The organism is Pseudomonas fluorescens (assembly GCF_018614655.1).
Classification (GTDB): Bacteria; Pseudomonadota; Gammaproteobacteria; order Pseudomonadales; family Pseudomonadaceae; genus Aquipseudomonas; species Aquipseudomonas fluorescens_BX.
In genome coordinates this window covers 19814-45054 of record NZ_JAGGOG010000023.1, presented here as the reverse complement: position 1 = coordinate 45054, position 25241 = coordinate 19814, and the positions used below count along the sequence as shown (strand labels likewise).

Below are 25241 nucleotides of genomic sequence, written 5' to 3'. Positions count from 1 at the left end.
CAACCCACCCTACCTCGAAAAGGATTTACCCGCATGAGCCCAATGATCAAAAGCCTTCTGTCCACCCGCGCCGGCTATGGCTTGACCGTTCTGCGAATTTTTGTCGGTATCGTCTTCGCTGCCCACGGTTCGCAAAAACTCTTCGGCTGGTTCGGCGGCGGCGGCTTGGCCGGCACTGCACAGTGGATGGAAAGTATCGGCCTGGCGCCGGGCACCTTAATGGCGCTGTTGTCGGGTGGTACCGAATTCTTCGCGGGACTGGCACTGATCATCGGTTTGTTGGCGCGGCCTGCAGCACTGGGCCTGAGCATTATTTCGCTGGTAGCGATCTTCTCGGTACACATCCATAACGGGTTGTTCATGGCTAACAACGGTTATGAGTTCGCGCTGGCCTTGTTGGGTGGCACTGTCGCTGTGATGCTGGAAGGTGCTGGCAAATTGTCTGCCGACCGTGCAATCGCCAACTGAGAACTTGCAAGTCCCCTAAAAGGCCCGCCCGTGCGGGCCTTTTCGTTGCTCAGGATTCTTGACACCGCCCCACAGCGTTCTCTAGGATGCTGCTTATGCGCCGATTTAAACAGCTAATTGCGGGGCGCCACAGGTGACTGAGAACAGTCCCGACAGAAACCCGATCCAGGTTTCGAAATACCGCTAAAGCGCTGGTTCGGTGTTGCCTCTCACCTGCCCGCAGACTTTTGAGGCAGAGACACGACACGATGAATGCACTACGCCCTCTCATACGCCTGGCCCCGATCACTGCGGGCCTCACTCAGCGCAATCCGAAAATCCTGCTGGGTGGCAAACATCAGCCTACGTTGTTGCGTTATCTGGATGGTTGGCCACGCCGCACTGGTAGACCTTCGGCCTTTCTGATTCAGTTTGTCGACGACGGTGATTCTCTCTCCCGCTTTGCCACCGACAGTTTTGACCTGGCGGTCATTCAAGCCCCAAGTGCCGGCGAAGCAGGTGAAGTTATCCGGCAATTGACCCGTATCTCACGGCAAGGGTTGATTACACGGCGTTGAGCCACCTCAGTAATGGGTCACCGAGGGTGGGAACTGGCGATATCGGCGGGACAGGAAAACTCCCCAGGCAATCAGGCTCAGTATCAGCGGTAGCGTAAGGATGTTGAGCAGCTTCACGTTTCGCTCCAGCGCGTAGACTTTCGCATAGGCCTGAACCTGCAGGGCATGAAGCTCCATGGGCAAGCGCAGGCGTTCTTTGTTGAGCGCTTGCAGCACTGGGTTTGATGTGACCTGTCCTGTACTGAATGACGGCAGTTGCAGGGATTGCCATTCCTTTTCCGTCTGCTCCAGGCGCAATTCCAGCGCGCCGGACTTTTCCCGGTAATCCTGTGCAGCGTCGTGGCGTAACTTTTCCAGTACCCGCAGTGGTCGGCGGATACCTGCATGGGGCCGGATGTTCATCAGCGTATCGGGACCGGAAAGATTGTCCAATGTATTGAGGACAAACCTCGCGTTATCTGAATACGTGGTGTTTTTCCCATTGCGGTCTTGTACCGCGCTCCATACACGGTCGGTGAGCAGGTCGGTGTCGGCGACCACCACCACATGAATATGGGCTGCCTTTTGCAAACCGGAGTTCTGGTCGTTGGTCCCGTGCGCAAATGCCGAGTACGCAGGACCCTGAATACGAGCGGCGATGACATGGCGTTGTCCACGGGCGGTGGCCTCGCTGCTCAATGAGTCAAATTCGGTTGGGCTGACGAAGCGGCCAGCATCCAGCAGGGCGGCTTGGCCCGAGCTTTGGAGCAGGGGAGTGAAGGTGGTACGGCTCTTCTTGAGCGCAATAAGTGCGCCACTGCTCAACACAGTCACAGTGCCCAGCTTCCAGGTGCTGACGTCGTTCTGTGCCATTGCCTGGCGCGGCAGGGTAAGCGCTGCCGGATGGCGGATGGGTGGATGCCCATCGGTGAGAATGACCGGGGTGGCATAGAGGCGATCGGCGAGTACTTTATGCGCAGGCATCTGCACTCCCCAAGCGGTCAACATTCCCGCCAGGTTAGAGTATTTGCCTGATATTTCTGGGCTGGTATCCAGCTCGCTCAATGGATCAATAAATAACATCAGCTTGCCACCGCCCAGTACAAACTGGTCAATGGCATACAAGGTCTGATCGGGTAATTGTTTGGGATGAACCAGCATCAGGGTCTTAACATGATCGGGAATATGTTGGATGTCGGTCCCCAGGCTCATCAAGTTGAAGTGCCGACGAATCTCCTGCAGTAATCGCCAGGGAGGCGAGATTGTCAGGTTATGTTCATCCCGCTCTCCATCCATCGGCAGTCCTGATATCAGGCCTATAACGGCCTGTTCGGGATGGGTCACCTTGGAAATCAGGTGGCTGATTTCATACTCCAGTAGCGGCTCCTGGTCGGGACTGAATGACTCGATTTTTTGTGCACCATTGTTCGCATTGATCCCGACAAGGCCGAAGAACCCTTGCTTGCCGTCCAGGCCCAGTAGGCCTGCTTTGTATTCATCTTCGGAAAAAGGTATGGGGTCGATAACGTGCAATCTGATTTTGCCGTTTGCGGCCTTTTCGTATTCCTTGAGCAGTGTCTCGACATGCTTGCCGTAGCGTTCCATTACGGTGCTCTTTTGCGGGTGTTTTCTAGAGTTGAAGAAGTACAGATCCATGGAGCGCTCGAGTGTGGCGAGCATGGTTTTGGTGGGCTCGGACAGCGTGTGGATTCTTTGCTCTGACTGGTACAGACGAATATCAGGGAGTTTTAGTGCCCATACCAAATTGAAAGCGAGAAAGAGTAATAGTATGACGATAAGGGTTATGCCGACGCTTATGAGAGGTTTCATTGAGGTCTTTCCTTCTCAGCCTTTTCTAAATTTCAGGGTGACGATTGTTGCGGCGAGAAATGCAAGAATCATGCTGAGGAAATACGAAAGGTCTTGCAGTGTCAGAACGCCGTTGCCGATCGTGTCAAATCGCGCCGATGGGTTAAGAGAAATTAAACTTTCGATAAGCCAGACGGGGGTGTGATAGTCAAACGCATCGAGGACAGATGACAGTCCGCTGGCTGCAAGCAGTAAGAAAAAAGTTAAAATTAAAATAATAAGTCGATGGCAGGTCAACGCGCAGATAAAGAAACTTCCCGCCAGATAAGTGCCAGCTAATAACCAACTCACGAAGAGCTGAACGACGATGGTTTTATTTTCAGGGGATCCTAAATAATTGACGGTAATGACTATCGGAAATGTCAATAGCAGGGCCAGTCCTGAAACTGTCCAGGCAGCGAGAAATTTTCCAAGTGTCAGTTCGAAAACATTTATAGGCAAGGTGTTCAGGAAGTCGAATGCGCCTTCTTTTCCTTCGTCGGACCAAAGCTGTGTGCAGAGTGCGGGAATAAGGAAAAGATAAAACCAAGGGTGAAACCTGAAAAAATGATACAGATCGTTACTGTCATGCTCCAAAAAACTACCTAGCTGAAAGCCAGCAATAGCGGACACCAACAAGAAGGCTGCAATACAGAGATAAGTGGCCGGTGAGGAAAAGTAACTGCCGAGCTGGCGTTTGAATATAACGGGTAACAGTTTCAATTTGACGCCTCTTGGCTCAGGTGGTGAACCACATCATCCAAGCGTCCAGACTCCACCTGCAGCGAGTTGATTTTCCAGCCGCGGTTGGCGATCAAGGCGTTGATATGGGGGTAGATGATTTGCCCCGGCATTGCCAGTACCGTCACGGTGCCTGGTGCCTGCCGGTGTTCCTCGATGCCTGCAACACCCGGCAGTACAGCCAGCGCCAGCAGGTCCAGCGGACCATCGGTTGCCAGGGTGACCGCCTGGAAATGGCGGGAGCTGCGCTTTAGTGCTGACACAGGCAGGTCTGCCACTAATTGACCTTCAGCGATGACCAGCGCGCGGTCGCAGACGCAGGCAACTTCTTCGGGGCTACGGGAGGCAATGATGATGTTCATTTCGCTTGTCAACGAGGTGATGAGAGTCCTGATGTTGTGTTTTTGATGAGGTGCGAGGCCTTCGGTAGGCTCATCCAGCAGTAGCAAGGCAGGGTCATGAAGGATGGCTTGGGCAATCGCCACTTGGCGTTTCAGCCCTGTGGGCAGGGTATCAATGGAGTATTTGAGGGTACGCGTGAGGTCCAGTCGGTCGACAGCACGATCCACCATTTTGCGTTTGTTTTTACCGCGTAACCCACGAATGTCAGCAATGAAATCCAGAAAGACCTTTACTGTAATTGTGCGATGGTTGATCAGCGTCTCTGGTTGGTAGCCTATTATTTTTTTTACCTGTAGAGGATTAAGGCTTATATCGATTCCAGAGACATTTATATGGCCGGAGGACGGTCGGAGCGCTCCTGAGAGCATTTTCATTAATGTTGTTTTTCCTGCGCCGTCATGACCGAGAAGCCCCAAACTTTCGTTAGGTTCACCACGGAAGGAAATGTCGTTGATGATGAGTCTTCTATTAGTGATTTTTGTTAGGTTTTTTATCTCGAACATTATGTTTTTCTGTTGGGTGGGGTTGGGTTGATGGATGTGTTGAATGGTTTGGATGAGGTTATGACTTTATAAAGAATAAGGAATTAAAGGTCTTGGTCAGGGAGTGGGGTTGTAAAAATGGTACGTTCAAAGTTTGGGCTTGGATATGCCAGGAAAGCTAAATAGGATAACTCCTACGCGTGACTCGGTTGATTGTTGGAGTGATTAGGCGATTTCGGCTGATATTTACTGTGCGTTTGGTGTTGTATAGGGGGGTAACTTCTAACAATTCAAAAGAGGACCTGATTTTCATGATGCTTCTACGTACTCTTGTTCTTGAGCGCTCTGGCCACGACACTCCAGTTAATGGTGCGCTGCTTTGTGGCTTTTCCGTGGCTCAGGTCTCATCGAACTTTCTTGCCTATAGCCTGGATGAAGAGGCGGAGCCCGGCAGTTCACGGGTATACATTGCAGCGTTACGCAAGAAGTCTGAACGGTATTTTTTGGGAGGAATTGATTCCAAGAGCGACTTGCAGGTAGCGATGCACGTTTTCAAGCAGATCCTTACGTTGGCTGCCGGCCCTGGTAGTAAGTCGGGAAGCGCGTCGGAGCCGCAGATTCCCTATCACTTTGTTGATTTGAAGGGGTGCAAGCTGCCGCCGGCGCGTCCAGAGGATCACCACTCGTTGACGATCAAAAAGACGCTGGTGATGAAAGTGATCACGCTGGGGACTTCGGTTCCGGGTTTGCCGGCTATCGAAAGTACCTCGTTGATTGTCCCTTCGATTCGTTTTTCCTCACGCATGGTGGCTCCACCCAGAGCCGGGAGACAAGTCGAGCCGGAGTCACGTGAGATGCTGTTACAGGCCTCCGCTGTTGCACCTGTAGCACAGCAACTTGCGGAGTCTGTGCAGCAAGCGCAGGTTGAGCCAATATTGGAAACGGTGTTGGAAGAGTCCCCTCCCGAGACCTTGCATCCTGTGCCGGACCAGCAGGTGCGGGAAGCGCCCGAGTGTGAAACTGCACCGATTTCTCCTGTCGCCAAGGAGGAGCGGGTATCGCTCTTTGAGGTGGACAATACGCTGACCAATCTTGCTCGGGTGGCTCAAGAACTGACGCAGCAGAAAAACACCGTGCTCAAGCAGGAAGAAGAGCTTGGTCAGGCTCGCAGTCTGTTGCTACAGGAAAAAGCCGATTGGGAGCTAACGAAGCAGCAGGATGCCGGGCTAGCCTGCGAAAAAGAGCTCGCCCTGCAACAGCAGGCCCAGATGTTGAATACTCGTGAAGAGCAATTGCTGGGGCGTGCAGAGGGACAGCAGGCAGAGCAGCGCCGGCTGGAGGAATGGGCGCACGATCTGGAGCGTCAAGCCATTGAGTTACACAGTCACGACCTGGCAGTCCGTCATAGGGAGGAGCAATTGGCCGTAGGGCTGTCGCATTTATCCCGCTTCAGGGCTGGTCTCAGGGAGGTGCTCCATAATGTGGATGAAGTGCTCGGCTCTGGTCATGACCAGGCCGTGAGTGTAGAGCGGCAACTTCAAGCTGATGGAGAGGCGCCTGTGTAACAGTTGGGTGAGCCAGGCCTGGCTACTTTTCCCCGTTCATTTATCATCGACGCCAATCAACTGAAGTCAGACGATTGTGGTCTTCTGCTTGATATCGCAATGTGTCCGAATAAATGGAAATGTCCAGGGGATGTATAGCTTTTGAGTACCAAGCTGATTACCAAAGAAGGTCATGAAGCGCTAAAGAAAGAGCTTGATTACCTGTGGCGAGAAAAGCGCCCCGATACCACCCGTAAAGTGACGTGGGCTGCCTCATTGGGGGACAGAAGCGAAAACGCGGATTATCAGTACAACAAGAAACTGTTGCGCGAGATTGATCGTCGGGTGCGTTACTTGCGCAAGCGCCTGGAAGACATGCGCGTGGTCGAGTACATGCCGGAGCAGGAAGGCCGGGTGTTTTTCGGTGCCTGGGTGGAGATTGAAAACGAGCAGGGCGAGACCAAACGTTTTCGCATCGTCGGTTATGACGAAATTTACGAGCGTATGGACTACATCTCCATCGACTCGCCCATGGCCAGGGCACTGCTCCGAAAGGAAGTGGATGATGAGGCCATGGTGCAGACCCCCGGTGGTGAGGTGTGCTGGTGGATTACTGCTATTGAGTATGTGAAGTCATGATGACCCGCGCTCCATGTGGACAGCGGGCCATCCGCTTTTTCAGCCTTCGCGCAGGACAGTCAATGGGCTGGCATTCAAGGCCCGCCGTGTACCGAATACGCCGGCACCGCCAATCAGCACCGCACCGATGATGGGAAGAATCAGCAGCCACGGGTGCGGGTGCCAAGGCAGGTCAAAGGCGTAGCGGTACAACACCAGGGTTACCAACTCCGTCCCCAGCGCTGCCAGCAAGCCGCTGACGGCCCCCAGCAATCCGAACTCGATACGGCGAGCCGTGACCAGTAGCTTGCGCTCGGCCCCCAGGGCGCGCAGCAGGGCGCCTTGACGGATACGCTCATCCAGGGTGGCCTGCAGGCCGGAAAACAGCACCGCCATTCCTGCTGCCAGTACAAACAACAGCACATACTCCACCGCCAGGGTGACCTGGGCCAGAATGCTGCGCAGTTGGGCAAGCAGTGCCTCGACCTGCAGGATAGTCACTGCCGGGAAGGCCCGGGACAGGTCGACGATCTGCTGGTCATGGCCGGCTGCCAGGTAAAAACTGGTCAAGTAGGTGGCGGGCAGGTCTTTCAGGGTTCCCGGCTGGAAGATCATGAAGAAGTTGGGCTGGAAGTTGTCCCAGTTGATCTCTCGCAGGCTGGTGACCCGCGCTTCACGGTTTTCCCCGCCGACGGTGAAGACCAAGTGATCGTTGAGTTTCAGCTTCAGGCTTTCGGCAACCTTGGCCTCCACCGAGACACCGGGAATATCGTCGGTCGGTTGCGCCGACCACCAGGAGCCGGCTGTGAGGTTATTGCCTGGTGGCAGGTCGGCGGCCCAGGTCAGGCTCAAGTCGCGCTGGATCGCGCGATCACCGCTGGAGTCCTTGCTGACAAGCTCCCGTACTGGCTGGCCATTGATACTGATCAGACGGCCCGGCACCACGGGATACAAGGGGGCCGACTGCGCCTGCAATTCCAGCAGGCGCGCGCCGAAGGCGTCCTTGTCTGCTGGCAGGATGTTCAAGGCAAAGTAATTGGGAGCGTCCTTGGGGAGCTGGTTTTGCCAGGTGTCCAGCAGTTCGCCCCGCAGCAACGCGATTAGCCCCATGGAGAGCAGGATCAGGCCAAATGCCAGGGATTGTCCAGCTGCTGCCAGAGGATGGCGCAGCAACTGCCCCAGCCCAAGGCGCCAGGGCAGGGACGCTCGGGCCAGCAACCGTCGCAGGCTTTGCAACAGCAACAGTAGCAGGCCGCCAAGGATCAGTGCAGCCACCACGCCACCGCCGAGCAGGGCGAAGGTCAGCACCAGGTCCAGGCTCAAGCGCCACATGATCAGGCCCAGGGCGAACAGGGCTGCACCATAGACCATCCAGGTGCTGGAAGGGATTGGCAACAGGTCGCGTCGCAGTACCCGCAGGGGCGGTACTCGACCTAACGCTGCCAGCGGCGGCAGGGCGAAGCCGGCGAGGGCGACCAGCCCGGTGCCGATTCCGGCGACGGCGGGTAACAGGCCGCCCGGCGGAACGTCCGCGGGTAGCAGGTCATGCAGCAGATAAAACAGTCCCAACTGGGCCAGCCAGCCGAGCAGGGCACCGGTAAGGCTGGCCAACAGCCCCAGCACGGTCAGTTGCAGGCTGAACAGCAACATGGTTTCGCGACGCGACAAGCCGAGGCAGCGCAGTAACGCGCTGGCATCAAAACGCCGGCTGGCGAAGCGATTCGCCGAGAGTGCCACGGCTACACCGGACAGCAACACGGCTACCAGGCTGGCCATGTTCAGGTAGCGTTCGGCTTTGCCCAAGGCTCCGCCGATTTGCTGGTTACCATCTCGTGCATCCTGCAGACGCTGGTTGGCGGCGAGCCCCGGCTTGACCAGGTCGCGATAGGTTTGCAGGGCCGTGCCCACTTGCGGCGCGCGCCAGAGCTCGCGATAGCTGACCCGACTGCCAGGCTGTACCACGCCGGTGGCCTCAAGGTCGGCCAGGTTGATCATCACCCGAGGGGTGAGGCTGTACAGATTGCCGGCGCGATCCGGTTCATAGGTCAACACACGGCTCATGCGCAGCGTCTTCATGCCGACGTCGATGCTGTCGCCGATCTTCATGTCCAGCGCGGTCAGCAAGCGTGCTTCCACCCAGGCCTCACCGGGTTTCGGACCGCCCCCTGGGGTTTCCTCACCGAAGGGCTCGGCGGCGCTTTTCAGTTGGCCGCGCAGTGGGTATTGCTCGTTGACGGCCTTGATACTGGACAGCTGGATGCCATTGTCGGTGGCAATGACGCTGGAGAACTCCACGACCCTTGCATGCTCCAGGCCCAGCTCGGTCCCGCTTTTGATTTGCTCGGTCCGGGCTGGCGAGCTGCCTTCCAGCACCAGGTCGGCGCCGAGAAACTCGGTGGCGCGCAACATCATGGCGCCATTGAGGCGCGCACCGAAGTAACCGATGGCAGTACTGGCGGCGACGGCCACCAGTAAGGCGAAGAACAGCACACGCAACTCGCCGGCGCGGGCGTCGCGCAACAATTGGCGCAGGGCAAGGCTGAACAGGCGCAACAGCGGCAAACGTGCCATCAAGGCTCCAGGGGCGCGACCATCAGGCCGGCTTCAAGACGGATCAGGCGTCGGCAACGGTGGGCCAGGCGCTCGTCGTGGGTCACCAATACCAGGGTCGTGCCGTTTTCCTGGTTCAGTTCGAACAGCAGGTCGCTGATGCGCTCGCCGGTATGACTGTCGAGGTTGCCGGTGGGTTCATCGGCAAACAGCACGTCCGGCTCGGCGGCGAAGGCCCGGGCAATGGCCACCCGTTGTTGCTCGCCGCCGGAGAGCTGGCGTGGTGAGTGGGTCAGGCGCTGGCCCAGGCCGACCCGCTCAAGCAGGTGTTTGGCACGCTCGCGGGCGTCCTTGCGGCCGTCCAGCTCCAGGGGCAGCATGACGTTTTCCAAGGCGTTGAGACTGTCGAGTAACTGGAAGGACTGGAAGACGAAGCCGACATGTTCGGCGCGGATTCGTGCGCGCTGGTCTTCGTCGAGGGTGCTGAGGGCTTGCCCTGCGAGGGTGACTTCGCCGCTGCTGGGCAGGTCGAGGCCGGCCAGCAGGCCCAGGAGGGTGGACTTGCCGGAACCGGAACTGCCGACGATGGCCAGGCTATCGCCCTTGTTCAGTTCCAGGCTCAGTTGGTGCAGGATGGTCAGTTCACCTTCCGCGCTGGGAACCACTTTGCTAAGGTTTCGCGCGGTGAGAATGCTTGCGCCCATGGAGAATCCGATGCGAATGTGGTTTTTGAGTGCTGGCCTGGCCTTGATGTGCATGGCCCAGAACGCAGCGGCGGGTACAGTCCTGATCGTTGGCGATAGTATCAGTGCCGGTTTCGGCCTGGATACCAGCAAAGGGTGGGTCGCATTGCTTGAGCAGCGGCTCAAGAGCGAAGGTTTCGACGACAGAGTAGTCAATGCCTCCATTAGCGGCGACACCAGCGCTGGTGGCCTGGCACGGCTGCCGGCGGCGCTTGCAGAGCATAAGCCGGACCTGGTGATCCTTGAGTTGGGAGGCAATGATGGGCTGCGTGGGCAGCCGCCAGCTCAATTGAAACAAAATCTTGCGTCGATGATCGACCAGTCCAGGGCCGGGGGGGCCAAAGTGCTGCTCCTGGGCATGCAGTTACCGCCCAATTACGGTCCGCGCTACACCAAGGCGTTTGCCGAGGTCTATGGCACGCTGGCCGAGGAGAAAAAGATCCCCTTGGTACCGTTTTTCCTCGAGGGCGTCGGCGGCCATCCAGAGCTGATGCAGGCCGATCAACTGCATCCGGCGGTCGGCGCCCAGGGCAAGTTGCTGGAAAATGTCTGGCCGACGCTAAAACCGCTGCTATGACGCTTTTCTAGCAGCGGTCTTTCGGCTAAGGTGGCGCCCCCCCGATTTGGAGCCCTCGATGTCGCGCCCTGCCTGGTCCCTGTTTGCCTATCAACTGATCGAGCCTGACGAGCAGCTGGATCTGTTCGCCTGCCAGGAAGTCCGGGTGCATCTGGTGACGCGTCAACTGGAGTTGGGCGGCTCGATCGACCGCACCCTCTGTGGCACATTGCTGCCTGCCCAGCCGCGTTGGTCATCGGTGGATCGTTCCATCTTCCAGGACCAGCGCTTGTGCCCATTGTGTCGGGCGATCCTCGAATCCCAGAAGCGTGGTACCCCACCGATCTGGCCGGAGCTGCGCTTCGAGCTTTGAAGGTGGGTGCCCGCCGGGCACCCGTGTACAATCATTATTCACTACCCGTCGATCTGCGAAGGTATTCCCGGATGTTGTCTCGCCTTTCCGCTGTCACCTGCAGCCTGTCTCTCGCCGCGCTCTGCGCAGCCGGTTCTGCTGCAGCCTTGCAGTTACCTTTACCGCCGCCGGGTGAAGACATTGTCGGCCAGGTCCAGGTGATCAAGGCCAAGTACGAAGATACCTTTGCCGATCTGGGCACCACTTACGACCTGGGCTACTCGGAGATGGTCGCGGCCAACCCGGGCGTTGATGCCTGGTTGCCGGGCGCGGGTACCGAAATCGTACTGCCGACGCGTTTCATCCTGCCGCCGGGTCCCCGTGAGGGCATTGTGATCAACCTCGCGGAGTACCGGTTGTACTACTACCCCAAGGGCCAGAACGTCGTTTACACCTTCCCGCTGGGGATTGGTCGTGAAGGCTGGGGCTCGCCGATTGCCCACACCAGCATCATCGCCAAGACGCCGAACCCGACCTGGACTCCTCCGGCTTCGATCAAGGCTGAGCACGCCGCCAACGGCGACCCGCTGCCCAATGTGGTGCCGGCTGGCCCTGATAATCCGCTGGGACCTTTCAAGTTCACCCTGGGCACGCCGGGCTACCTGATTCACGGTTCCAACATGAAATTTGGCATCGGTACCCGTACCAGCCACGGCTGCTTCCGCATGTTCAACAACAACGTGCTGGAAATGGCCGGCATGGTGCCGGTGGGTACTTCCGTGCGGATCATCAGCGATGCCTACAAGTTTGGCTCGGCCGGTGGCAAGGTCTATCTGGAGGCGCATACACCATTGAACGACGATGGCACGCCATCGGTGGTGGACAAGCACACTGCGGTGATCAACGCATTGCTCAAGCGTGAAGACCTGTCCAATAACCTGCGGATCAATTGGGATCAGGTACGTGACGTGGTCGCAGCGGAAGATGGCCTGCCGACGGAAATCGGTGTGCCGGGTGGGGCGCCGATGGTGTCGAGCACGCCGGTCGACTTGCAGCAGTAACGCTACAGGATCAACAACCCGTCATGGCCTTGCGCGATGACGGGTTTTTTATTGCCTCTATTCCGAGACCAGATTGCGGGCAATAAAAAAGCCGATCCAAAAATGGATCGGCTTGATAATAACCCCGAAGGACTATTACTTGCGGCTTGCTTTCTCAAGCATGCGCAGAGCGCGCTCGTTAGCTTCGTCAGCAGTCTGTTGTGCTTTTTGAGCAGCAGCCAGAGCTTCATCAGCTTTACGGTAGGCTTCGTCTGCACGGGCCTGGGAGCGAGCTGCTGCGTCTTCAGTTGCAGTCAGACGAGCTTCGGTTTCTTTGGAGACGCTGCTGCAACCGGTAGCCAGAACTGCGGCCAGAGCCAGAGCAGAGAATTTCAGAACGTTGTTCATCGTGTTCCCCTTCAAGGACTTTCTATTAATGGCTACTTTCTCAGAGTGAGCTAATAGCCGGCGTACATACTACCCATTACTTGTAGTAAGTAAACTGACGTAGCGCAAGAAGCAAAAAAAATTCTTGTGCAGAATCTATTTTGGCTAATCTTTTGAGACTTTGTATAAAAATTATCCAATTTTTTGCACTCTGGTGAAAATTGGATCCAGGCTGAAAGGGCCGGCCAGCATGTGTTAAGCCGTGTAAACACAAGTCAATTTATATATCAGCGTTGACACTTTTGTTCAGATTCTCTTTGCACCAGTCGGTATCTTTTGTGCATGTTGAGGTGACTTTAAGAGCGAGTGTTCGTCTCAAGCTTCAACTGCCGGCAATGTTCAGGCCATCGACCTAAGGATGTTCGATTGGCCGTTTCTATGTCCGCCAGCGCGGGAGGATGACGAGTTTGCCTTGAGCAATTGCGCGATTGGCGCCTACTATTCCTACGTGCGGGTTGTGAGCGCTGTAAGGCTTTTCTCGTTGTCGGAACCGGCACGGGGTGGCGTAGATGTTCCTTCGCCGGAAAAACATCGGTAAGGTAGGGGTCATAAACCAAGACCCGCGAGGAGTAGTGATGAGCGAGGCGTTGTCCATCCACCATGACCAGGCTGGTCATCAGTTCGAGACCAATGTGGACGGTCATCGTGCCTACCTGACCTATATGGACCTCGGGAAGCAGACCCTGGATATCTATCGGACATTCGTGCCCAATGCCTTGCGAGGTCGCGGTATTGCCGCTGCGCTCACCGAGGAAGCACTGAAATATGCCGAAGAGGCAGGCTACACGGTGATCCCATCCTGCTCCTACGTGGAGCGCTACATGGAGCGTCACCAGCGTCATGCCGCAAAGCTCTGAGCTTCATAGAGCCATGGTGAAGTGAGCATCCAAAAAAAACGCCGGGCTAAAAGCCCGGCGTTTTTGTGTCCGCAGTTTTTTTCAGCCGCGTGTGCGCTTGGGTAGCACGTCTTTGAGCTTGGCGTGCATGCTGCGCAGGGTGTTCTCGGTGGCGGACCAATCGATGCAGGCATCGGTGATCGACACGCCGTATTGCAGGTCGGCCAGGTCCTTTGGAATCGCCTGGCAACCCCAGTTCAGGTGGCTTTCGACCATCAGACCGATGATCGACTGGTTGCCTTCGAGGATCTGATTGGCAACGTTTTCCATCACCAGCGGTTGCAGTGCCGGGTCCTTGTTGGAGTTGGCGTGGCTGCAGTCGACCATGATGTTCGGCTTGATCTTCGCCTTGTTCAGCGCCTGTTCGCACAGGGCGACGCTGACCGAATCATAGTTGGGCTTGCCGTTGCCGCCGCGCAGTACCACGTGACCGTAGGCGTTGCCTTTGGTGGTGACGATGGACACGCCACCTTCCTGGTTGATCCCCAGGAACCGGTGAGGGCTGGAAACCGACTGCAGGGCGTTGATTGCCACGGTCAGGCCGCCATCGGTGCCGTTCTTGAAGCCCACGGCCGAGGACAGGCCGGAGGCCATTTCCCGGTGGGTCTGGGATTCGGTGGTGCGCGCGCCAATGGCCGACCAACTGATCAGGTCTTGCAGGTACTGCGGGGAAATCGGGTCCAGGGCTTCGGTTGCCGTCGGCAGGCCCATTTCCGCCAGGTCCAGCAGCAACTGACGGCCGATGTGCAGGCCGTCCTGGATCTTGAACGAGTCATCCAGGTACGGATCGTTGATCAAGCCTTTCCAGCCGACGGTGGTGCGCGGTTTCTCGAAATAGACGCGCATGACCAGATACAGGGTGTCGGACACTTCCGCGGCCAGCACCTTGAGGCGCTCGGCGTACTCGTGGGCGGCCTTGAGGTCGTGGATCGAGCAGGGCCCGATGACCACGAACAGGCGGTGGTCGGTGCCGTCGAGAATGTCACGAATGACTTCGCGGCCCTTGGTGACGGTCTGCAAGGCAGCGTCGCTCAAAGGAATTTCGCGCTTGAGCTGATCGGGTGTGATCAGGGTCTCGTTGGATTCGACGTTAAGGTCGTTGATCGGTAAATCAGCCATCGTGTTACTCGTCAGGGTCACGGGTGCCGGCCGCCAGCGATCCCCGTGCGGCGGAGCACAGCATGATTTAAGTGCAAGGGGGGAGGAACCTTAGCGCGTAACAAGCCTGCTCGACAATGGGCAAAGGCCGCTTTAATCCAGCGTTGGCTGCACAAGGGCAATTGCATGCGACGCCGCCCAGGCCGATAGTGTGCAGCCGTGGGTGGGGAATGCGGGGGTAGGGGGTTGTGTCAGCTCAACAGAAACATCATCAGGGTGAGGCAAGAAACGACCCATGCACACGGATTCCGAGCACCGTCCAATTGGCGGCGGCAGCAGCAGTAGAGTGAAGGAACTGGAGTTGACCGATCTGGATATCGATCAGCAATTGTTAGCGCTGCCAGGGACGTCGCTGCTGGTGTTTACCAGCGCCGGTTGTTCCAGTTGCCGTTGGGCACGCCAGCAATTGCCAGGCTGGAACCTGCCGGTGGACCGAGTGTGCTGGATTGATGCCGGCCATAATGGCGGAGCGGTCGCGCGCTACGGGATTTTTCATTTGCCGGCGTTGTTTGTGGTATGCGAGGGTCAGTTCCACGGGCAATTACAGGCACGTCTGACGGCTCATGATCTTGACGCCGGCATGCATGAGGCGCTTACACGTACACCAGAGGAATTGCCATGAGCGGAGCAATCACGCAGTCGCCACGGATCGGGATTATCGGTACTGGTGCCATTGGGGGCTTTTACGGATTGATGCTGGCGCGTGCCGGGTTCGACGTGCACTTTTTGTTACGCAGCGAATACGCGGCGGTGAGTGATCGAGGCCTTCAACTCAATAGTGCGGTGCATGGAGCATTGAGCCTGCATCCGGTCCAGGCCTATGCCAGTGCGGCGGATATGCCGCTGTGTGACTGGCTACTGGTGGGGACGAAAACCACCGGTAACGTCGAGTTGGCACCCACTATTGCTCAAGTAGCGGCGCCGGATGCCAAGGTGGTGCTGCTGCAAAATGGCCTGGATGTCGAAGACAGCTTGCGCGAGCACCTGCCGGACTCGCTGCATGTACTCGGCGGCCTTTGCTATATCTGTGTCCATCGCTCGGGGCCCGGTATCGTCGAGCATCAGGCGATGGGCCGGGTCAACCTCGGTTATCACAGTGGCGCCGCCGCGAATGATGAGGTCAGGCGACAAGCGATCGTCGAGGAGGGCGCCGCACTGTTTCATCAGGCGGGCATCGATTCCCAGGCCATGCCCAACTTGCATCAGGCGCGCTGGCATAAACTGGTGTGGAATGTGCCGTATAACGGTCTTTCGGTCTTGCTGGGCGCGGGGACCACGGCATTGATGGCCGACGAGGCCAGCCGTGAACTGATCCAAGCGTTGATGGCCGAAGTGGTGCAAGGCGCGCGAGCGTGCGGCCATGAGATTGCCTCCAGTTATGCCGAGCAGATGTTCACCATGACCGAGAGCCTCACCGACTACTGGCCAAGCATGTATCACGATTATTTGCACAAGCGCCCGTTGGAACTGGCTGCCATCTACGCTCGACCCTTGGCCGCTGCCCGGGCTGCGGGTTGTGAATTGCCGCGGATGCAGGCGCTCTACCAGGCCTTGAGCTTTATTGATCGACGTAACTGCTGAGCGGGGGAAACAACATGGCTAAGGGAATGGGCGACAAACTGGTGCTGGCGATTTCTTCGCGAGCACTGTTTGACCTGAGCGAAAGCCACAAGGTCTACCTGGCGCAAGGCGTCGAGGCTTACCGCAAGTATCAGATTGACCATGAGGAGGAAACCCTTGAACCGGGTGACGCTTTCCCACTGGTCAAAAAACTCTTGAGCCTCAACGCCAGCCTGGGCCGTGCCCGGGTCGAGGTGGTGCTGGTATCACGCAACAGCGCAGACACCGGTTTGCGTGTGTTCAACTCGATCCAGCATTACGGCCTGGATATTTCCCGCGCCGCGTTCGTGGGCGGGCGTAGTCCTTATCCGTACCTGGCCGCCTTTGGCTGTCACCTGTTTCTCTCCACCCACGCTGACGATGTGCGCAGCGCTCTGGATGCCGGGTTTGCTGCGGCGACCATTCTGTCTGGGGGAGCCCGCCGGGCGTCCAGTGCGGAATTGCGGATCGCCTTCGACGGCGACGCGGTGCTGTTTTCCGATGAATCGGAGCGGGTCTATCAATCGGCCGGCCTGGAAGCGTTCCAGGCCAGCGAGCGTGAGTCGGCCCGGGAGCCTCTGCGCGGAGGCCCGTTCAAGGGCTTCCTGGCGGCGCTGAACCTGTTGCAGCGTGAGTTTCCTGATGATGCCTGCCCGATCCGTACGGCACTGGTGACGGCGCGTTCGGCACCGTCTCACGAACGAGTGATTCGCACTTTGCGCGAGTGGGATATCCGGCTGGATGAGTCTCTGTTCCTGGGTGGCCTGGAAAAGTCGGCGTTTCTCGAGGCCTTTGCCGCCGACGTTTTTTTCGACGATCAGGCCGGTCATTGCGAGAAAGCCAGGGAGGTGGTGGCCACGGGTCACGTTCCCCATGGCATCAGCAACGAGCTGAAAATACACACAGAGAGCTAAGTCCATCGAACTCCCGAAGGCGCTGCTAAGCTGAATCAATCCCCGCCATCCTGGCAGTCCAGGAGGTCCTATGATTGGTTCGATGCTGTATGCCACTGACCTCGGTCTGTATGCGCCCTATGTGATGCAGCATGCGCTGGCGTTGGCGCGGACGTTCAACGCCGAGTTGTATGTGATTCATGTGGTGGAGCCCATCGGCCTGTTCGCTGAATCGGTGTTGCAGAGCTACCTTGATGAGCAGGCACTGAGTGAATGGCAGAGCCAAGGGCTGGCGACGGTGATGGCCAACATCGAGCAGCGGGTACTGGACAGTCTTCGCGAGGAGCTGGGGGACGGCGAGCAGGACCTCAAGTTGATTCGGTCGGTGCGAGTGATTCAAGGCGATCCCTGCGAGGTGATTCTCGACCAGTCACAGAAACTCTCGGTGGATTTGTTGATCGTAGGTAGTCATAGCCAGGCTGTCGGAGTGGCAACGCCTCTGGGGCGAACCGCTGCACGGGTGTTGCAGCTCTCGCTGGTGCCGGTATACCTGGTGCCGCTGTTGCAGCGTCGACGCAGTGATGACGTGTGATGGGTAGGAAAGGATAAAAAGTTCTAGATTTATCTGTTCAACCTTTAATATAGTTATATACCGTCGCTGATACCCGTGGCGTCTATTTGCTTTGAGGGACACATATGAAGCTTCAACAACTGCGCTACATCTGGGAAGTGGCGCACCACGACCTCAACGTTTCCGCTACCGCTCAAAGCCTTTACACCTCGCAACCGGGTATCAGCAAGCAGATCCGCCTGCTCGAAGATGAGTTGGGCGTCGAAGTCTTTGCCCGCAGCGGCAAGCACCTGACCCGCGTCACACCTGCCGGCGAGCGCATCATTACCACCGCTGGCGAGATCCTGCGCAAAGTCGAAAGCATCAAGCAGATCGCCCAGGAATTCTCCAACGAGAAGAAGGGCACCCTGTCGATCGCCACCACCCACACTCAGGCTCGTTATGCGCTGCCGCCGGTGATCAGCAGCTTCATCAAGCAGTACCCGGACGTTGCCCTGCACATGCACCAGGGGTCGCCGATGCAGATCGCCGAGATGGCCGCTGACGGCACCGTCGATTTTGCCATCGCCACCGAGGCCCTGGAGTTGTTTGGCGACCTGGTGATGATGCCGTGCTACCGCTGGAACCGTTGCGTCGTGGTCCCGCAGGGTCACCCGCTGGCCAAGCTGCCGAAGCTGACCCTGGAAGCCCTGGCTGAATACCCGATCGTTACCTATGTGTTCGGTTTTACTGGCCGCTCGAAACTTGACGAAGCGTTCAGCCATCGTGGCCTGACCCCGAAAGTAGTCTTCACTGCCGCCGACGCCGACGTGATCAAAACCTACGTACGCCTCGGGCTGGGCGTCGGTATCGTCGCGAAGATGGCGGTCGACGCCACCCTCGACAAAGACCTGGTGGTGCTCGACGCCAGTGAACTGTTCGAGTCCAGCGTGACCAAGATCGGTTTCCGTCGCGGTACCTTCCTGCGAGGGTTCATGTGCGACTTTATCGAGAAGTTCGCCCCGCACCTGACCCGTGAAGTCATGGCCAAGGCCATCCAGTGCCACAACAAGCAGGAACTGGAAGAGCTGTTCGACGGCGTTGAACTACCGGTTCATTGAGCGGCTTACTTGACCTCGGTAACAGCAAACTGTTGCCGAGCGCCTGCCACCAGAATCTCCACTTCATCACCCTCGAACTTTCCTAGCAGGCTTTTGCCCAGGGGCGAGAGAGGGGTGATGACGGTCACCGGTTGCCCGACCACTTCGACCTTCAAGCCCGCAGCATCCGGCGCTAAAAATAGCCATTGCTGGCGACCGTTATCATCCTCCAGCCCCAGCAGCGCACCCACCTCAATACCCCGTTGCTCGTCGTAGGCACGCAGGCTCATGTTCTGGCAGCGAGTCAGCGCCAGTTTGATTTCCTCGACCCGCCTGGCCTGTCCGGCCGCCAGGTAAGACGCTTCGAGTCCGAGGGTGTCGTATTTGTTCTCCGCGATGTTTTCTTCATGGGTCGCGGTTTCGTAGGCGGTTTGTGCGGCGCGCTGGGCGATATCAAGATCGACCGCGAGCTTTTCCAGGATCAACGGGTGGACGGCGTGTTTATTCATGGGTCTGCTTGATCATCAGTCGCAAAATTGCAGGGCATTGGCCCGACTCTTGTCGCTGGGGGCGTTCTGGTCTTGTTGCAGCCAGAACTGGCATTTGGGGTTGGACAGGTTACGCGGGTTGTTGCGCGCCTGGTCCAGCGTCTGTTGCTGCTCCTGTTTGCGCAGGTTCTCCTGGTACTGTTCGAACATGCGGTTCGGCGGTTCCGGTGCCGCCGCCGCGGGTTTACCCAACTGCTGCATGGCCTGAGCTACGGGCGCTACGGTGTGCTCTGGCAAATAGCGGGACGCCAGCCACACGGTCAGCACAATGGCGATAAACCCCAGCCACAGTCCAAAGGCCACAGCGATACTGAGTTTGAACAGCGAGAACGGACGATCAGACATGACGGCCTCCTGGCGGGCATTTGCGTTGTAGCATGGCGCCGATTGTCCCACAGCAGCGCGCAGAATAATCGCGATCAACCCTTCTGCATCGGTGCATTTATGCGGACAATCGAGCCTTTGAACGTTGGAGCCCGGAATGAAAGCCCGCTGGGATATTTTTTGCAGCGTCGTCGACAACTACGGCGACATCGGTGTGACCTGGCGCCTGGCCCGGCAACTGGTAGCGGAGCACGGCTGCGAGGTGCGCTTGTGGGTGGATGACCTGCGCGCATTCGAGCGCATGTGCCCCGAGGTGGATGTGCGGTTGGACCGACAGGTGCAGGAGGGCGTCGATGTACACCGCTGGCCTGCGGATTGGCCGGCGACCGAGGCCGCAGACGTGGTGATCGCGGCATTCGCCTGCCAATTGCCACCTGGCTATATGGAAGAAATGGCCGGGCGGGAACGCACACCTTTGTGGATGAACCTGGACTATCTGAGCGCCGAGGACTGGGTAGTCGGCTGCCACGGCCTGCCGTCCGTGAAATTCAAGGGCGTACAAAAGTACTTCTTTTTTCCGGGCTTTCGCGCGGGCACGGGTGGCTTATTGCGTGAAGCGGGGTTACTGGATCAGCGCGCGGCCTTTCAGCGGAACGCCGCATTGCAGCAACAGTTTCTGCAAGCACTCGGGGTGTTTCCGGCTGTGGGCGCGCGGCTGATGTCGTTGTTTGCCTATGAAAACGCCGGGTTGGCCAGTTGGCTCGACGTATTGGCCGCCGACGGGCGTGCAACCCATCTGCTGGTTCCGGAAGGGCGAATCCTGGGTGACGTGCAGCGTTGGCTGGGTGTTGAGTCGTTGAGTGTGGGCGATGTGCAGCAACGAGATGCCTTGACCGTGCAAGTACTGCCGTTTGTACGTCAGGAGCAATACGACCGCTTGCTGTGGTGCTGCGACTTCAACGCCGTGCGTGGCGAGGACTCGTTTGTGCGGGCGCAATGGGCCGGTCGCCCATTCTTGTGGCACATCTACCGTCAGGATGAAGACATTCACCTGGACAAGCTCGACGCCTTCCTCGAGCTGTACACCGAAGGCTTGTCACCGGCCGCGAAAACTGCGCTGGTCAGCCTTTGGCAGGCCTGGAACGCTGATGGCGATATGGCATATGGCTGGAAAATGTTCATGGAGCATTGGCCGGAATTGACCGTTCACGCTGAAAAATGGTGTCTGGAACAAGGCTCCCAGCCCGATCTTGCGACGGCGCTGGTACAGTTTTATGTAAATTGGATATGATACGCGACCTTGATTTTTGTAAATCCCATCCAAATTTCGGATATACGCAATGAAAACTGGTAAAGAACTGAAACCCGGTACAGTGATCCGTCTCGAAAACGACCCTTGGCTGGTTCAGAAAGCTGAGTTCACCAAGTCTGGTCGTAACAGCGCCATCATGAAGACCAAGCTGAAGAACCTGCTGACCGGTTACAAGACCGAGATCGTCTACAGCGCCGATGACAAACTGGACGACGTGATCCTCGACCGCAAAGAAGCGACCCTGTCCTTCATCAGCGGCGACACCTACACGTTCATGGACACCACCGACTACACCATGTACGAGCTGAACGCTGAAGATATCGAAGCCGTTCTGCCGTTCATCGAAGAAGGCATGGAAGACGTCTGCGAAGCTATTTTCTTCGAAGAGCGCCTGGTTTCCGTAGAGCTGCCGACCACTATCGTGCGTAAGGTTGCCTACACCGAAGGTTCCGCTCGCGGCGACACTTCGGGCAAAGTGATGAAGCCTGCCAAACTGAGCAACGGTACCGAACTGCAAGTAGCCGATTTCATCGAAATCGACGACCTGATCGAGATCGACACCCGTGAAGGTGGTTCGTACAAAGGTCGCGCCAAGAAGTAATTCTGGCGACACCGATACGAAAAAAAGCCCGACCATTGAGTCGGGCTTTTTTGTGCGCGTCAGTTTTTACTTCGGGCGTGACGGGTGTCACACGATGACGTGCAGGCGTACATCGACATTGCCGCGGGTGGCGTTGGAGTAGGGGCATACCTGGTGGGCAGCATCGACCAGGCTTTGCGCTTCATCCTGGGCCAGGCCGGGCAGGCTTACGTGCAAGTCGATATCCAGGCCGAAACCACCGGGGATCTGACCGATACCGACGTGGGCGGTGATCGAAGCATCATCCGGGATTTTGCGTTTGGTCTGGCTGGCGACGAATTTCAAGGCGCCGATGAAACAGGCGGAGTAACCGGCAGCGAACAGTTGTTCTGGGTTGGTGGCTTGGCCACCGGCACCACCCAGTTCTTTTGGGGTGGAGAGTTTGACATCAAGGATGTTGTCGCTGGAAATGGCACGACCATCACGGCCGCCAGTGGCGGTGGCTACTGCGGTATAGAGCGTTTGCATGATGTATTCCTCGCGAGGTATGCGCTAAAAGTTTGCGCGCTAAGTAAGTGATGATATGAATGTATCGCGCTAATATTTAGTGCGCAAGATAAATTTACAAAAAATTCGCATTCTGTAGGCGCGAGGAGGGCGCCTACAGGCGGCGGGGTTACACGCTGGCCTGCAGGTTTGCGCGCAACGTCAGCAAATCAGCCTGCAGTTTGCGTAACTGTTCAATGTCCAGCCCGCTGGCGCCGAGGATGCACTGAGGAATATCCATGGCCTTGTCCCGTAGGGCGCGTCCGGTGTCGGTCAGTTCAACCACCACCACTCGTTCGTCTTCCCGGCTGCGGGTACGACTCAACAGACCTTCTACTTCCAGTCGTTTGAGCAGCGGCGTAAGGGATCCCGGATCAGTCAGCAGGCGGCTGCTGATCTCGCCCACGGTCAAGCCGTCCTCTTCCCATAGCACCATCATCGCCAGGTACTGCGGGTAGGTCAGGCCAAGGGCTTGCAACAAGGGCTTGTACACTTTGGTCATCAATAACGACGTGGAGTGCAGGGCGAAGCACAGCTGGTTGTCGAGCAGTAAGGATTCACAGGTGTCGGGGAGGGTAGTCATGGCGATGCCTTAAACGTGTCTGATCAGGAATCTAGCGGGCAAACCTTTAACGCGCCAGATAATTCTGTTCGGGTGGTCAGCCCAAGCCGCTCTGCAATGCCAGATCCCACGGCGGGACAGGGCTGAAACGTGCCTTGAGGTATTCCAGCAGTAACCGGCTGCGGGCGTTGGCATGCTGTTCCAGGCGCAGCGCATAAATCCCGGCGGTTTCCGGCGTAGGCAGGCCGTTTTCGCAGAACAGCGGCACCAATTCCCCGCGCACCAGGTACTCGCTGGCCAGCCAAGTCGGCAGGTGCGCGATACCCAGCCCGGCCAAGGCACCCGAAAGCAACGCTTCGGCATTGTTGGCGCTCATGCGGATGCGTTGTGGTCGATAGGTGGTCTTGCGTCCGTCCAGCTCGAAGCGCCAGGCAAACAACGGAGCGAGGCCCTCCCAATCCAGCCCGTCATGTTCGCTCAATTCGCGGGGATGAGTCGGTGTGCCGCGATTTTTCAGATAGGCCGGGCTGGCGCAGGCGATGCGTACGATGCTGGCCAGGGGCGTGGCAATCAACCGGGTATCGACGATGTGCCCGGCGCGCAAGACCAGGTCGACCTTGCCCAAATGCGCGCCCTGCATATCGACGAAGCTGTCGATCAAGTGCAGGTGCACATCCAGGCCAGGGTAGACGTTGAGGAAATCGGCGATCACCGGCGCCAGGTGCCGTCGACCAAAAGCCGCCGGGGCATCTACACGAATCAAGCCTTCCGGCGCATGGCTCAACGACACTGCCTCTGCACGCGCCAGCTGCAATTCGCTGACGATCCGCCGCGCCCGCTCGGCAAAGGCCAGTCCCGCCGGTGTCGGTACCACGGCGTGGGTGCTGCGCAAAAACAGGCGGCTACCCACCGAAGTCTCCAGGCTGTCGATCCGGCGGGCGACGGCGGAAGGGCTCAGCGGATGACGTCGAGCCGCTGCGGAAAAGCTTCCCGTCTCAAGCACATCAAGAAACAGGCTTAACTGATCGGTCAGGGTGTTGGGGTTCATGGCGGCGCTGCTTGTGCGAAATTGGCATAGCCATTGTGCGTTGCTGTGCGTTTCCACGCCAGAGGGGACTGCGTAGCATGCAAGACACTGGATTGCGAAGGAGCAAGTGGTGGCGGATTTAGCGATGTATTGGCTGTTGGGTGCGCTATTGGGCACGGTTGGCGGCTTGTTTGGCATTGGTGGCGGACTGATTGCCATCCCGGTGCTGGGCGTGCTGTTTGGCCTGGATCAACAAATCGCCCAAGGCACGGCGCTGGTGATGGTCGTCCCCAATGTGATGCTCGCGTTGTGGCGTTACCACCAGCGCAACCGGATTGAACTGCGTCATGCGCTGCCGCTGGGCGTGATGGGATTCTGCTTTGCCTGGCTGGGGTCGATCTGGGCGGTGGGTATTGATGCGGGCGTGATGCGGGTCGGCTTTATTGTCTTCTTGCTGGCATTGGCGGCCTACAACCTGCTGCGCATGTTCACCAGCAATGCGCCGCCGTCGGCGCAGATGCGTTATTCATGGCCGTGGCTCGGTGTACTGGGCGCTGCCTCCGGGTCCATGGGCGGTTTGTTCGGCGTGGGTGGCGCGGTGGTTGCGACGCCGGTATTGACCAGTATCTTCGGGACCAGCCAGGTGGTTGCTCAAGGTTTGTCACTGGCATTGGCCCTGCCTAGTACCGGTGTGACCCTGGTGACCTACGCCTACCACCATGAGGTGGACTGGGCGATCGGTGTGCCGTTGGCGGTTGGCGGTCTGTTAAGCATCAGTTGGGGCGTAAAGGTTGCCCATGCCATGCCAGAACGTATGCTGCGCGGCCTGTTTTGCGGCTTTCTGGTGGTCTGTGCGGTGATGTTGACCTTTAAAGTTTGAAGCCTTCGATGATGTACTCGGCCAGGCACTCGGTGATCGGGGAGGTCGTGCGCGTATTACGCAGCAGCCGCAGATTGACCGATGGCAAAGGCGGGAAGCCTTCGGCAGCGCCCAATATCCGCAGGTCTTCGGTCACCAGGCTTTCCATGGTGACCGTGACCGCCAGGCCGGCACCCACCACCGCCTGGATCGCAGCGCCGTTTGAGCTGTGATAGGCCAGGCGATATTCGCGCCCATCAGCATCCAGCGCCGCGCGGGTCCATTGGGTGCAGAAGCCGTCCATGCCGGAAACGGCCAGGGGAAGTGCGGTGTGTTCATCCACGCAGAAGCAGGGAGCGGCGACCCAGACCATGCGTTCATGGCGAAGCAATTCACCGATTTCATTACCCGGCTCGCGGCTGACGACGGTCAGGTCCAGGTCTCGGCGTTGCATCAGCACCGTTGACGACTCGCAATGCATTTCAATCTGGATCAGTGGGTAAGCCTTGGAAAAACGCTTGAGGATGCCTGGCAAAAACCGCATCACGTAGTCATCGGGTGTGCCGATGCGCACCAGCCCGACCATGTGCGGCTCGCGCAGGGTATTGAACACCTCGCTGTGCAATTTCAGGATCCTGCGGGCATAGCCCAGTAGCACCTGGCCCTCTGGCGTCAGCCTGACCTGGCGACCATCGCGCTCGAACAGCTTGCGCTGCAGCACATCTTCCTCCAGGCGTTTCATCTGCATGCTCACCGCCGACTGGGTGCGGTTGACCTGCTCGCCCGCGCGGGTAAAGCCGCCTTGATCAGCAATGGCGACGAAGGTGCGCAGCACTTCGGTGTCGATACTGGGGTAGCTGGACAATCGATCAATCTCCGAGATGTATTGCATAAGAAACATTCGTTGGATTGATCATAGACCCAGGCACAGACTTCAGTCATCCCCACTGGAGGGCGAAA

At 57.9% G+C, this 25241-nt stretch carries 29 protein-coding genes and 1 pseudogene; 16 read left to right on the top strand and 14 right to left on the bottom strand.

Annotation, left to right across the window (positions count from 1 at the left end; all coding sequences use genetic code 11):
* The first annotated feature begins 33 nt into the window (after positions 1-33).
* Together J7E41_RS22465 and J7E41_RS22460 are read left to right on the top strand one after the other, a co-directional pair.
* Positions 34-468 carry a DoxX family protein gene (locus J7E41_RS22465; protein ID WP_214996339.1) on the top strand — a complete coding sequence of 145 codons (435 nt, stop codon included), beginning with the start codon at positions 34-36 and terminating at the stop codon, positions 466-468.
* Between the two features lie 248 nt (positions 469-716).
* Positions 717-1025, top strand: coding sequence for a class I SAM-dependent methyltransferase (locus tag J7E41_RS22460; protein ID WP_214996337.1), 309 nt, complete (start codon positions 717-719; stop codon positions 1023-1025).
* A gap of 6 nt (positions 1026-1031) precedes the next feature.
* Here the strand turns inward: J7E41_RS22460 and J7E41_RS22455 are convergent, their stop codons facing one another.
* From J7E41_RS22455 to J7E41_RS22445, 3 genes are read right to left on the bottom strand one after another with little or no spacing between them, the layout of a single operon-like run.
* Positions 1032-2834 carry a Gldg family protein gene (locus J7E41_RS22455; RefSeq protein ID WP_214996335.1) on the bottom strand — a complete coding sequence of 601 codons (1803 nt, stop codon included), beginning with the start codon at positions 2832-2834 and terminating at the stop codon, positions 1032-1034.
* Between the two features lie 15 nt (positions 2835-2849).
* Positions 2850-3575 (bottom strand): ABC transporter permease, encoded by a 726-nt coding sequence (locus J7E41_RS22450; protein ID WP_214996333.1) that lies wholly within the window; start codon positions 3573-3575, stop codon positions 2850-2852.
* Complete coding sequence (locus tag J7E41_RS22445; protein WP_214996331.1) at positions 3572-4498, bottom strand: ABC transporter ATP-binding protein; 927 nt, start codon at positions 4496-4498, stop codon at positions 3572-3574. Before J7E41_RS22445 ends, J7E41_RS22450 begins: the two co-directional genes overlap by 4 nt.
* A gap of 290 nt (positions 4499-4788) precedes the next feature.
* On the opposite strand from J7E41_RS22445, the gene J7E41_RS22440 reads away from it, so the two are divergent.
* A complete protein-coding gene (locus tag J7E41_RS22440; protein ID WP_214996329.1) occupies positions 4789-6042 on the top strand; it encodes a hypothetical protein in 1254 nt (417 codons plus the stop codon).
* A 141-nt stretch (positions 6043-6183) separates the two neighbouring features.
* Positions 6184-6660, top strand: coding sequence for a transcription elongation factor GreB (gene greB, locus J7E41_RS22435; protein WP_214996327.1), 477 nt, complete (start codon positions 6184-6186; stop codon positions 6658-6660).
* A gap of 39 nt (positions 6661-6699) precedes the next feature.
* Here greB and J7E41_RS22430 read toward each other — a convergent pair whose 3' ends face one another.
* Both J7E41_RS22430 and J7E41_RS22425 read right to left on the bottom strand, forming a co-directional pair.
* Entirely contained in the window at positions 6700-9210 is a 2511-nt protein-coding gene (locus J7E41_RS22430; RefSeq protein ID WP_214996325.1) for an ABC transporter permease, read from the bottom strand.
* Positions 9210-9893 (bottom strand): ABC transporter ATP-binding protein, encoded by a 684-nt coding sequence (locus J7E41_RS22425; RefSeq protein WP_155584335.1) that lies wholly within the window; start codon positions 9891-9893, stop codon positions 9210-9212. Before J7E41_RS22425 ends, J7E41_RS22430 begins: the two co-directional genes overlap by 1 nt.
* Before the next feature lie 10 nt (positions 9894-9903).
* On the opposite strand from J7E41_RS22425, the gene J7E41_RS22420 reads away from it, so the two are divergent.
* The 3 genes from J7E41_RS22420 to J7E41_RS22410 all read left to right on the top strand — a co-directional run bounded on the left by J7E41_RS22420 (position 9904) and on the right by J7E41_RS22410 (position 11901).
* Entirely contained in the window at positions 9904-10509 is a 606-nt protein-coding gene (locus J7E41_RS22420; protein WP_214996323.1) for an arylesterase, read from the top strand.
* A gap of 58 nt (positions 10510-10567) precedes the next feature.
* Positions 10568-10861 (top strand): hypothetical protein, encoded by a 294-nt coding sequence (locus tag J7E41_RS22415; protein ID WP_003218723.1) that lies wholly within the window; start codon positions 10568-10570, stop codon positions 10859-10861.
* Between the two features lie 71 nt (positions 10862-10932).
* Positions 10933-11901 carry a L,D-transpeptidase family protein gene (locus tag J7E41_RS22410; RefSeq protein ID WP_214996321.1) on the top strand — a complete coding sequence of 323 codons (969 nt, stop codon included), beginning with the start codon at positions 10933-10935 and terminating at the stop codon, positions 11899-11901.
* Positions 11902-12036: 135 nt separating this feature from the next.
* On the opposite strand, the gene oprI is transcribed toward J7E41_RS22410, so the two are convergent.
* The gene (gene oprI, locus J7E41_RS22405) at positions 12037-12288 is read right to left on the bottom strand and encodes an outer membrane lipoprotei OprI (protein WP_003172710.1); all 252 of its coding nucleotides are present in this window, start codon (positions 12286-12288) and stop codon (positions 12037-12039) included.
* A 614-nt stretch (positions 12289-12902) separates the two neighbouring features.
* Here oprI and J7E41_RS22400 point away from each other — a divergent pair.
* Positions 12903-13184, top strand: coding sequence for a GNAT family N-acetyltransferase (locus tag J7E41_RS22400; protein WP_155584405.1), 282 nt, complete (start codon positions 12903-12905; stop codon positions 13182-13184).
* 81 nt (positions 13185-13265) lie between these two features.
* Here the strand turns inward: J7E41_RS22400 and J7E41_RS22395 are convergent, their stop codons facing one another.
* Positions 13266-14342 carry a 3-deoxy-7-phosphoheptulonate synthase gene (locus J7E41_RS22395; RefSeq protein ID WP_155584338.1) on the bottom strand — a complete coding sequence of 359 codons (1077 nt, stop codon included), beginning with the start codon at positions 14340-14342 and terminating at the stop codon, positions 13266-13268.
* A 136-nt stretch (positions 14343-14478) separates the two neighbouring features.
* A pseudogene (locus tag J7E41_RS28150) lies at positions 14479-14618 on the bottom strand (PilZ domain-containing protein); the annotation flags it as partial.
* On the opposite strand from J7E41_RS28150, the gene J7E41_RS22390 reads away from it, so the two are divergent.
* From J7E41_RS22390 to cysB, 5 genes are all read left to right on the top strand, one after another.
* Positions 14617-15003: a thioredoxin gene (locus J7E41_RS22390; protein ID WP_214996319.1), complete on the top strand. Its 387-nt coding sequence runs from the start codon at positions 14617-14619 to the stop codon at positions 15001-15003. The pseudogene J7E41_RS28150 and the gene J7E41_RS22390 sit on opposite strands and share 2 nt — an antisense overlap.
* Complete coding sequence (locus tag J7E41_RS22385; RefSeq protein ID WP_214996317.1) at positions 15000-15962, top strand: putative 2-dehydropantoate 2-reductase; 963 nt, start codon at positions 15000-15002, stop codon at positions 15960-15962. Before J7E41_RS22390 ends, J7E41_RS22385 begins: the two co-directional genes overlap by 4 nt.
* Before the next feature lie 14 nt (positions 15963-15976).
* Entirely contained in the window at positions 15977-16894 is a 918-nt protein-coding gene (locus tag J7E41_RS22380; RefSeq protein ID WP_155584342.1) for a 5'-nucleotidase, read from the top strand.
* 70 nt (positions 16895-16964) lie between these two features.
* A complete protein-coding gene (locus J7E41_RS22375) occupies positions 16965-17465 on the top strand; it encodes a universal stress protein (RefSeq protein ID WP_169353753.1) in 501 nt (166 codons plus the stop codon).
* Positions 17466-17569: 104 nt separating this feature from the next.
* Positions 17570-18544 carry an HTH-type transcriptional regulator CysB gene (gene cysB, locus J7E41_RS22370; protein WP_179449628.1) on the top strand — a complete coding sequence of 325 codons (975 nt, stop codon included), beginning with the start codon at positions 17570-17572 and terminating at the stop codon, positions 18542-18544.
* A 5-nt stretch (positions 18545-18549) separates the two neighbouring features.
* On the opposite strand, the gene J7E41_RS22365 is transcribed toward cysB, so the two are convergent.
* Together J7E41_RS22365 and J7E41_RS22360 are read right to left on the bottom strand one after the other, a co-directional pair.
* Positions 18550-19032, bottom strand: a complete 483-nt coding sequence (locus J7E41_RS22365; protein ID WP_214996315.1) for a GreA/GreB family elongation factor — start codon at positions 19030-19032, stop codon at positions 18550-18552.
* A gap of 15 nt (positions 19033-19047) precedes the next feature.
* Complete coding sequence (locus J7E41_RS22360) at positions 19048-19416, bottom strand: hypothetical protein (RefSeq protein WP_214996312.1); 369 nt, start codon at positions 19414-19416, stop codon at positions 19048-19050.
* Between the two features lie 136 nt (positions 19417-19552).
* On the opposite strand from J7E41_RS22360, the gene earP reads away from it, so the two are divergent.
* Together earP and J7E41_RS22350 are read left to right on the top strand one after the other, a co-directional pair.
* Positions 19553-20686, top strand: coding sequence for an elongation factor P maturation arginine rhamnosyltransferase EarP (gene earP / locus J7E41_RS22355; protein ID WP_214996310.1), 1134 nt, complete (start codon positions 19553-19555; stop codon positions 20684-20686).
* Positions 20687-20735: 49 nt separating this feature from the next.
* Positions 20736-21308 carry an elongation factor P gene (locus tag J7E41_RS22350; protein ID WP_003172723.1) on the top strand — a complete coding sequence of 191 codons (573 nt, stop codon included), beginning with the start codon at positions 20736-20738 and terminating at the stop codon, positions 21306-21308.
* An 87-nt stretch (positions 21309-21395) separates the two neighbouring features.
* On the opposite strand, the gene J7E41_RS22345 is transcribed toward J7E41_RS22350, so the two are convergent.
* The 3 genes from J7E41_RS22345 to J7E41_RS22335 form a co-directional block, all read right to left on the bottom strand.
* Positions 21396-21815, bottom strand: coding sequence for an organic hydroperoxide resistance protein (locus tag J7E41_RS22345; RefSeq protein WP_214996308.1), 420 nt, complete (start codon positions 21813-21815; stop codon positions 21396-21398).
* Positions 21816-21963: 148 nt separating this feature from the next.
* The gene (locus tag J7E41_RS22340) at positions 21964-22416 is read right to left on the bottom strand and encodes a MarR family winged helix-turn-helix transcriptional regulator (protein WP_214996307.1); all 453 of its coding nucleotides are present in this window, start codon (positions 22414-22416) and stop codon (positions 21964-21966) included.
* Positions 22417-22492: 76 nt separating this feature from the next.
* Complete coding sequence (locus J7E41_RS22335) at positions 22493-23443, bottom strand: LysR family transcriptional regulator (RefSeq protein ID WP_214996306.1); 951 nt, start codon at positions 23441-23443, stop codon at positions 22493-22495.
* 109 nt (positions 23444-23552) lie between these two features.
* Between J7E41_RS22335 and J7E41_RS22330 the strand changes: the two genes are divergently transcribed.
* Complete coding sequence (locus J7E41_RS22330) at positions 23553-24302, top strand: sulfite exporter TauE/SafE family protein (protein WP_214996305.1); 750 nt, start codon at positions 23553-23555, stop codon at positions 24300-24302.
* Here the strand turns inward: J7E41_RS22330 and J7E41_RS22325 are convergent.
* Complete coding sequence (locus J7E41_RS22325; RefSeq protein ID WP_214996304.1) at positions 24292-25173, bottom strand: LysR family transcriptional regulator; 882 nt, start codon at positions 25171-25173, stop codon at positions 24292-24294. The two genes, J7E41_RS22330 and J7E41_RS22325, sit on opposite strands and share 11 nt — an antisense overlap.
* Between the last annotated feature and the right edge of the window lie 68 nt (positions 25174-25241).

Excerpts from the sequence above, each read along its gene's own strand:
- J7E41_RS22465 (WP_214996339.1), top strand. The coding sequence starts at position 34 with ATGAGCCCAATGATCAAAAGCCTTCTGTCCACCCGCGCCGGCTATGGC.
- J7E41_RS22460 (WP_214996337.1), top strand. The coding sequence starts at position 717 with ATGAATGCACTACGCCCTCTCATACGCCTGGCCCCGATCACTGCGGGC.
- J7E41_RS22455 (WP_214996335.1), bottom strand. The coding sequence starts at position 2,834 with ATGAAACCTCTCATAAGCGTCGGCATAACCCTTATCGTCATACTATTA.
- J7E41_RS22445 (WP_214996331.1), bottom strand. The coding sequence starts at position 4,498 with ATGTTCGAGATAAAAAACCTAACAAAAATCACTAATAGAAGACTCATC.
- J7E41_RS22440 (WP_214996329.1), top strand. The coding sequence starts at position 4,789 with ATGATGCTTCTACGTACTCTTGTTCTTGAGCGCTCTGGCCACGACACT.
- J7E41_RS22430 (WP_214996325.1), bottom strand. The coding sequence starts at position 9,210 with ATGGCACGTTTGCCGCTGTTGCGCCTGTTCAGCCTTGCCCTGCGCCAA.
- J7E41_RS22425 (WP_155584335.1), bottom strand. The coding sequence starts at position 9,893 with ATGGGCGCAAGCATTCTCACCGCGCGAAACCTTAGCAAAGTGGTTCCC.
- J7E41_RS22420 (WP_214996323.1), top strand. The coding sequence starts at position 9,904 with ATGCGAATGTGGTTTTTGAGTGCTGGCCTGGCCTTGATGTGCATGGCC.
- J7E41_RS22415 (WP_003218723.1), top strand. The coding sequence starts at position 10,568 with ATGTCGCGCCCTGCCTGGTCCCTGTTTGCCTATCAACTGATCGAGCCT.
- J7E41_RS22410 (WP_214996321.1), top strand. The coding sequence starts at position 10,933 with ATGTTGTCTCGCCTTTCCGCTGTCACCTGCAGCCTGTCTCTCGCCGCG.
- oprI (WP_003172710.1), bottom strand. The coding sequence starts at position 12,288 with ATGAACAACGTTCTGAAATTCTCTGCTCTGGCTCTGGCCGCAGTTCTG.
- J7E41_RS22400 (WP_155584405.1), top strand. The coding sequence starts at position 12,903 with ATGAGCGAGGCGTTGTCCATCCACCATGACCAGGCTGGTCATCAGTTC.
- J7E41_RS22395 (WP_155584338.1), bottom strand. The coding sequence starts at position 14,342 with ATGGCTGATTTACCGATCAACGACCTTAACGTCGAATCCAACGAGACC.
- J7E41_RS22390 (WP_214996319.1), top strand. The coding sequence starts at position 14,617 with ATGCACACGGATTCCGAGCACCGTCCAATTGGCGGCGGCAGCAGCAGT.
- J7E41_RS22385 (WP_214996317.1), top strand. The coding sequence starts at position 15,000 with ATGAGCGGAGCAATCACGCAGTCGCCACGGATCGGGATTATCGGTACT.
- J7E41_RS22380 (WP_155584342.1), top strand. The coding sequence starts at position 15,977 with ATGGCTAAGGGAATGGGCGACAAACTGGTGCTGGCGATTTCTTCGCGA.
- J7E41_RS22375 (WP_169353753.1), top strand. The coding sequence starts at position 16,965 with ATGATTGGTTCGATGCTGTATGCCACTGACCTCGGTCTGTATGCGCCC.
- cysB (WP_179449628.1), top strand. The coding sequence starts at position 17,570 with ATGAAGCTTCAACAACTGCGCTACATCTGGGAAGTGGCGCACCACGAC.
- J7E41_RS22365 (WP_214996315.1), bottom strand. The coding sequence starts at position 19,032 with ATGAATAAACACGCCGTCCACCCGTTGATCCTGGAAAAGCTCGCGGTC.
- J7E41_RS22360 (WP_214996312.1), bottom strand. The coding sequence starts at position 19,416 with ATGTCTGATCGTCCGTTCTCGCTGTTCAAACTCAGTATCGCTGTGGCC.
- earP (WP_214996310.1), top strand. The coding sequence starts at position 19,553 with ATGAAAGCCCGCTGGGATATTTTTTGCAGCGTCGTCGACAACTACGGC.
- J7E41_RS22350 (WP_003172723.1), top strand. The coding sequence starts at position 20,736 with ATGAAAACTGGTAAAGAACTGAAACCCGGTACAGTGATCCGTCTCGAA.
- J7E41_RS22345 (WP_214996308.1), bottom strand. The coding sequence starts at position 21,815 with ATGCAAACGCTCTATACCGCAGTAGCCACCGCCACTGGCGGCCGTGAT.
- J7E41_RS22340 (WP_214996307.1), bottom strand. The coding sequence starts at position 22,416 with ATGACTACCCTCCCCGACACCTGTGAATCCTTACTGCTCGACAACCAG.
- J7E41_RS22335 (WP_214996306.1), bottom strand. The coding sequence starts at position 23,443 with ATGAACCCCAACACCCTGACCGATCAGTTAAGCCTGTTTCTTGATGTG.
- J7E41_RS22325 (WP_214996304.1), bottom strand. The coding sequence starts at position 25,173 with ATGCAATACATCTCGGAGATTGATCGATTGTCCAGCTACCCCAGTATC.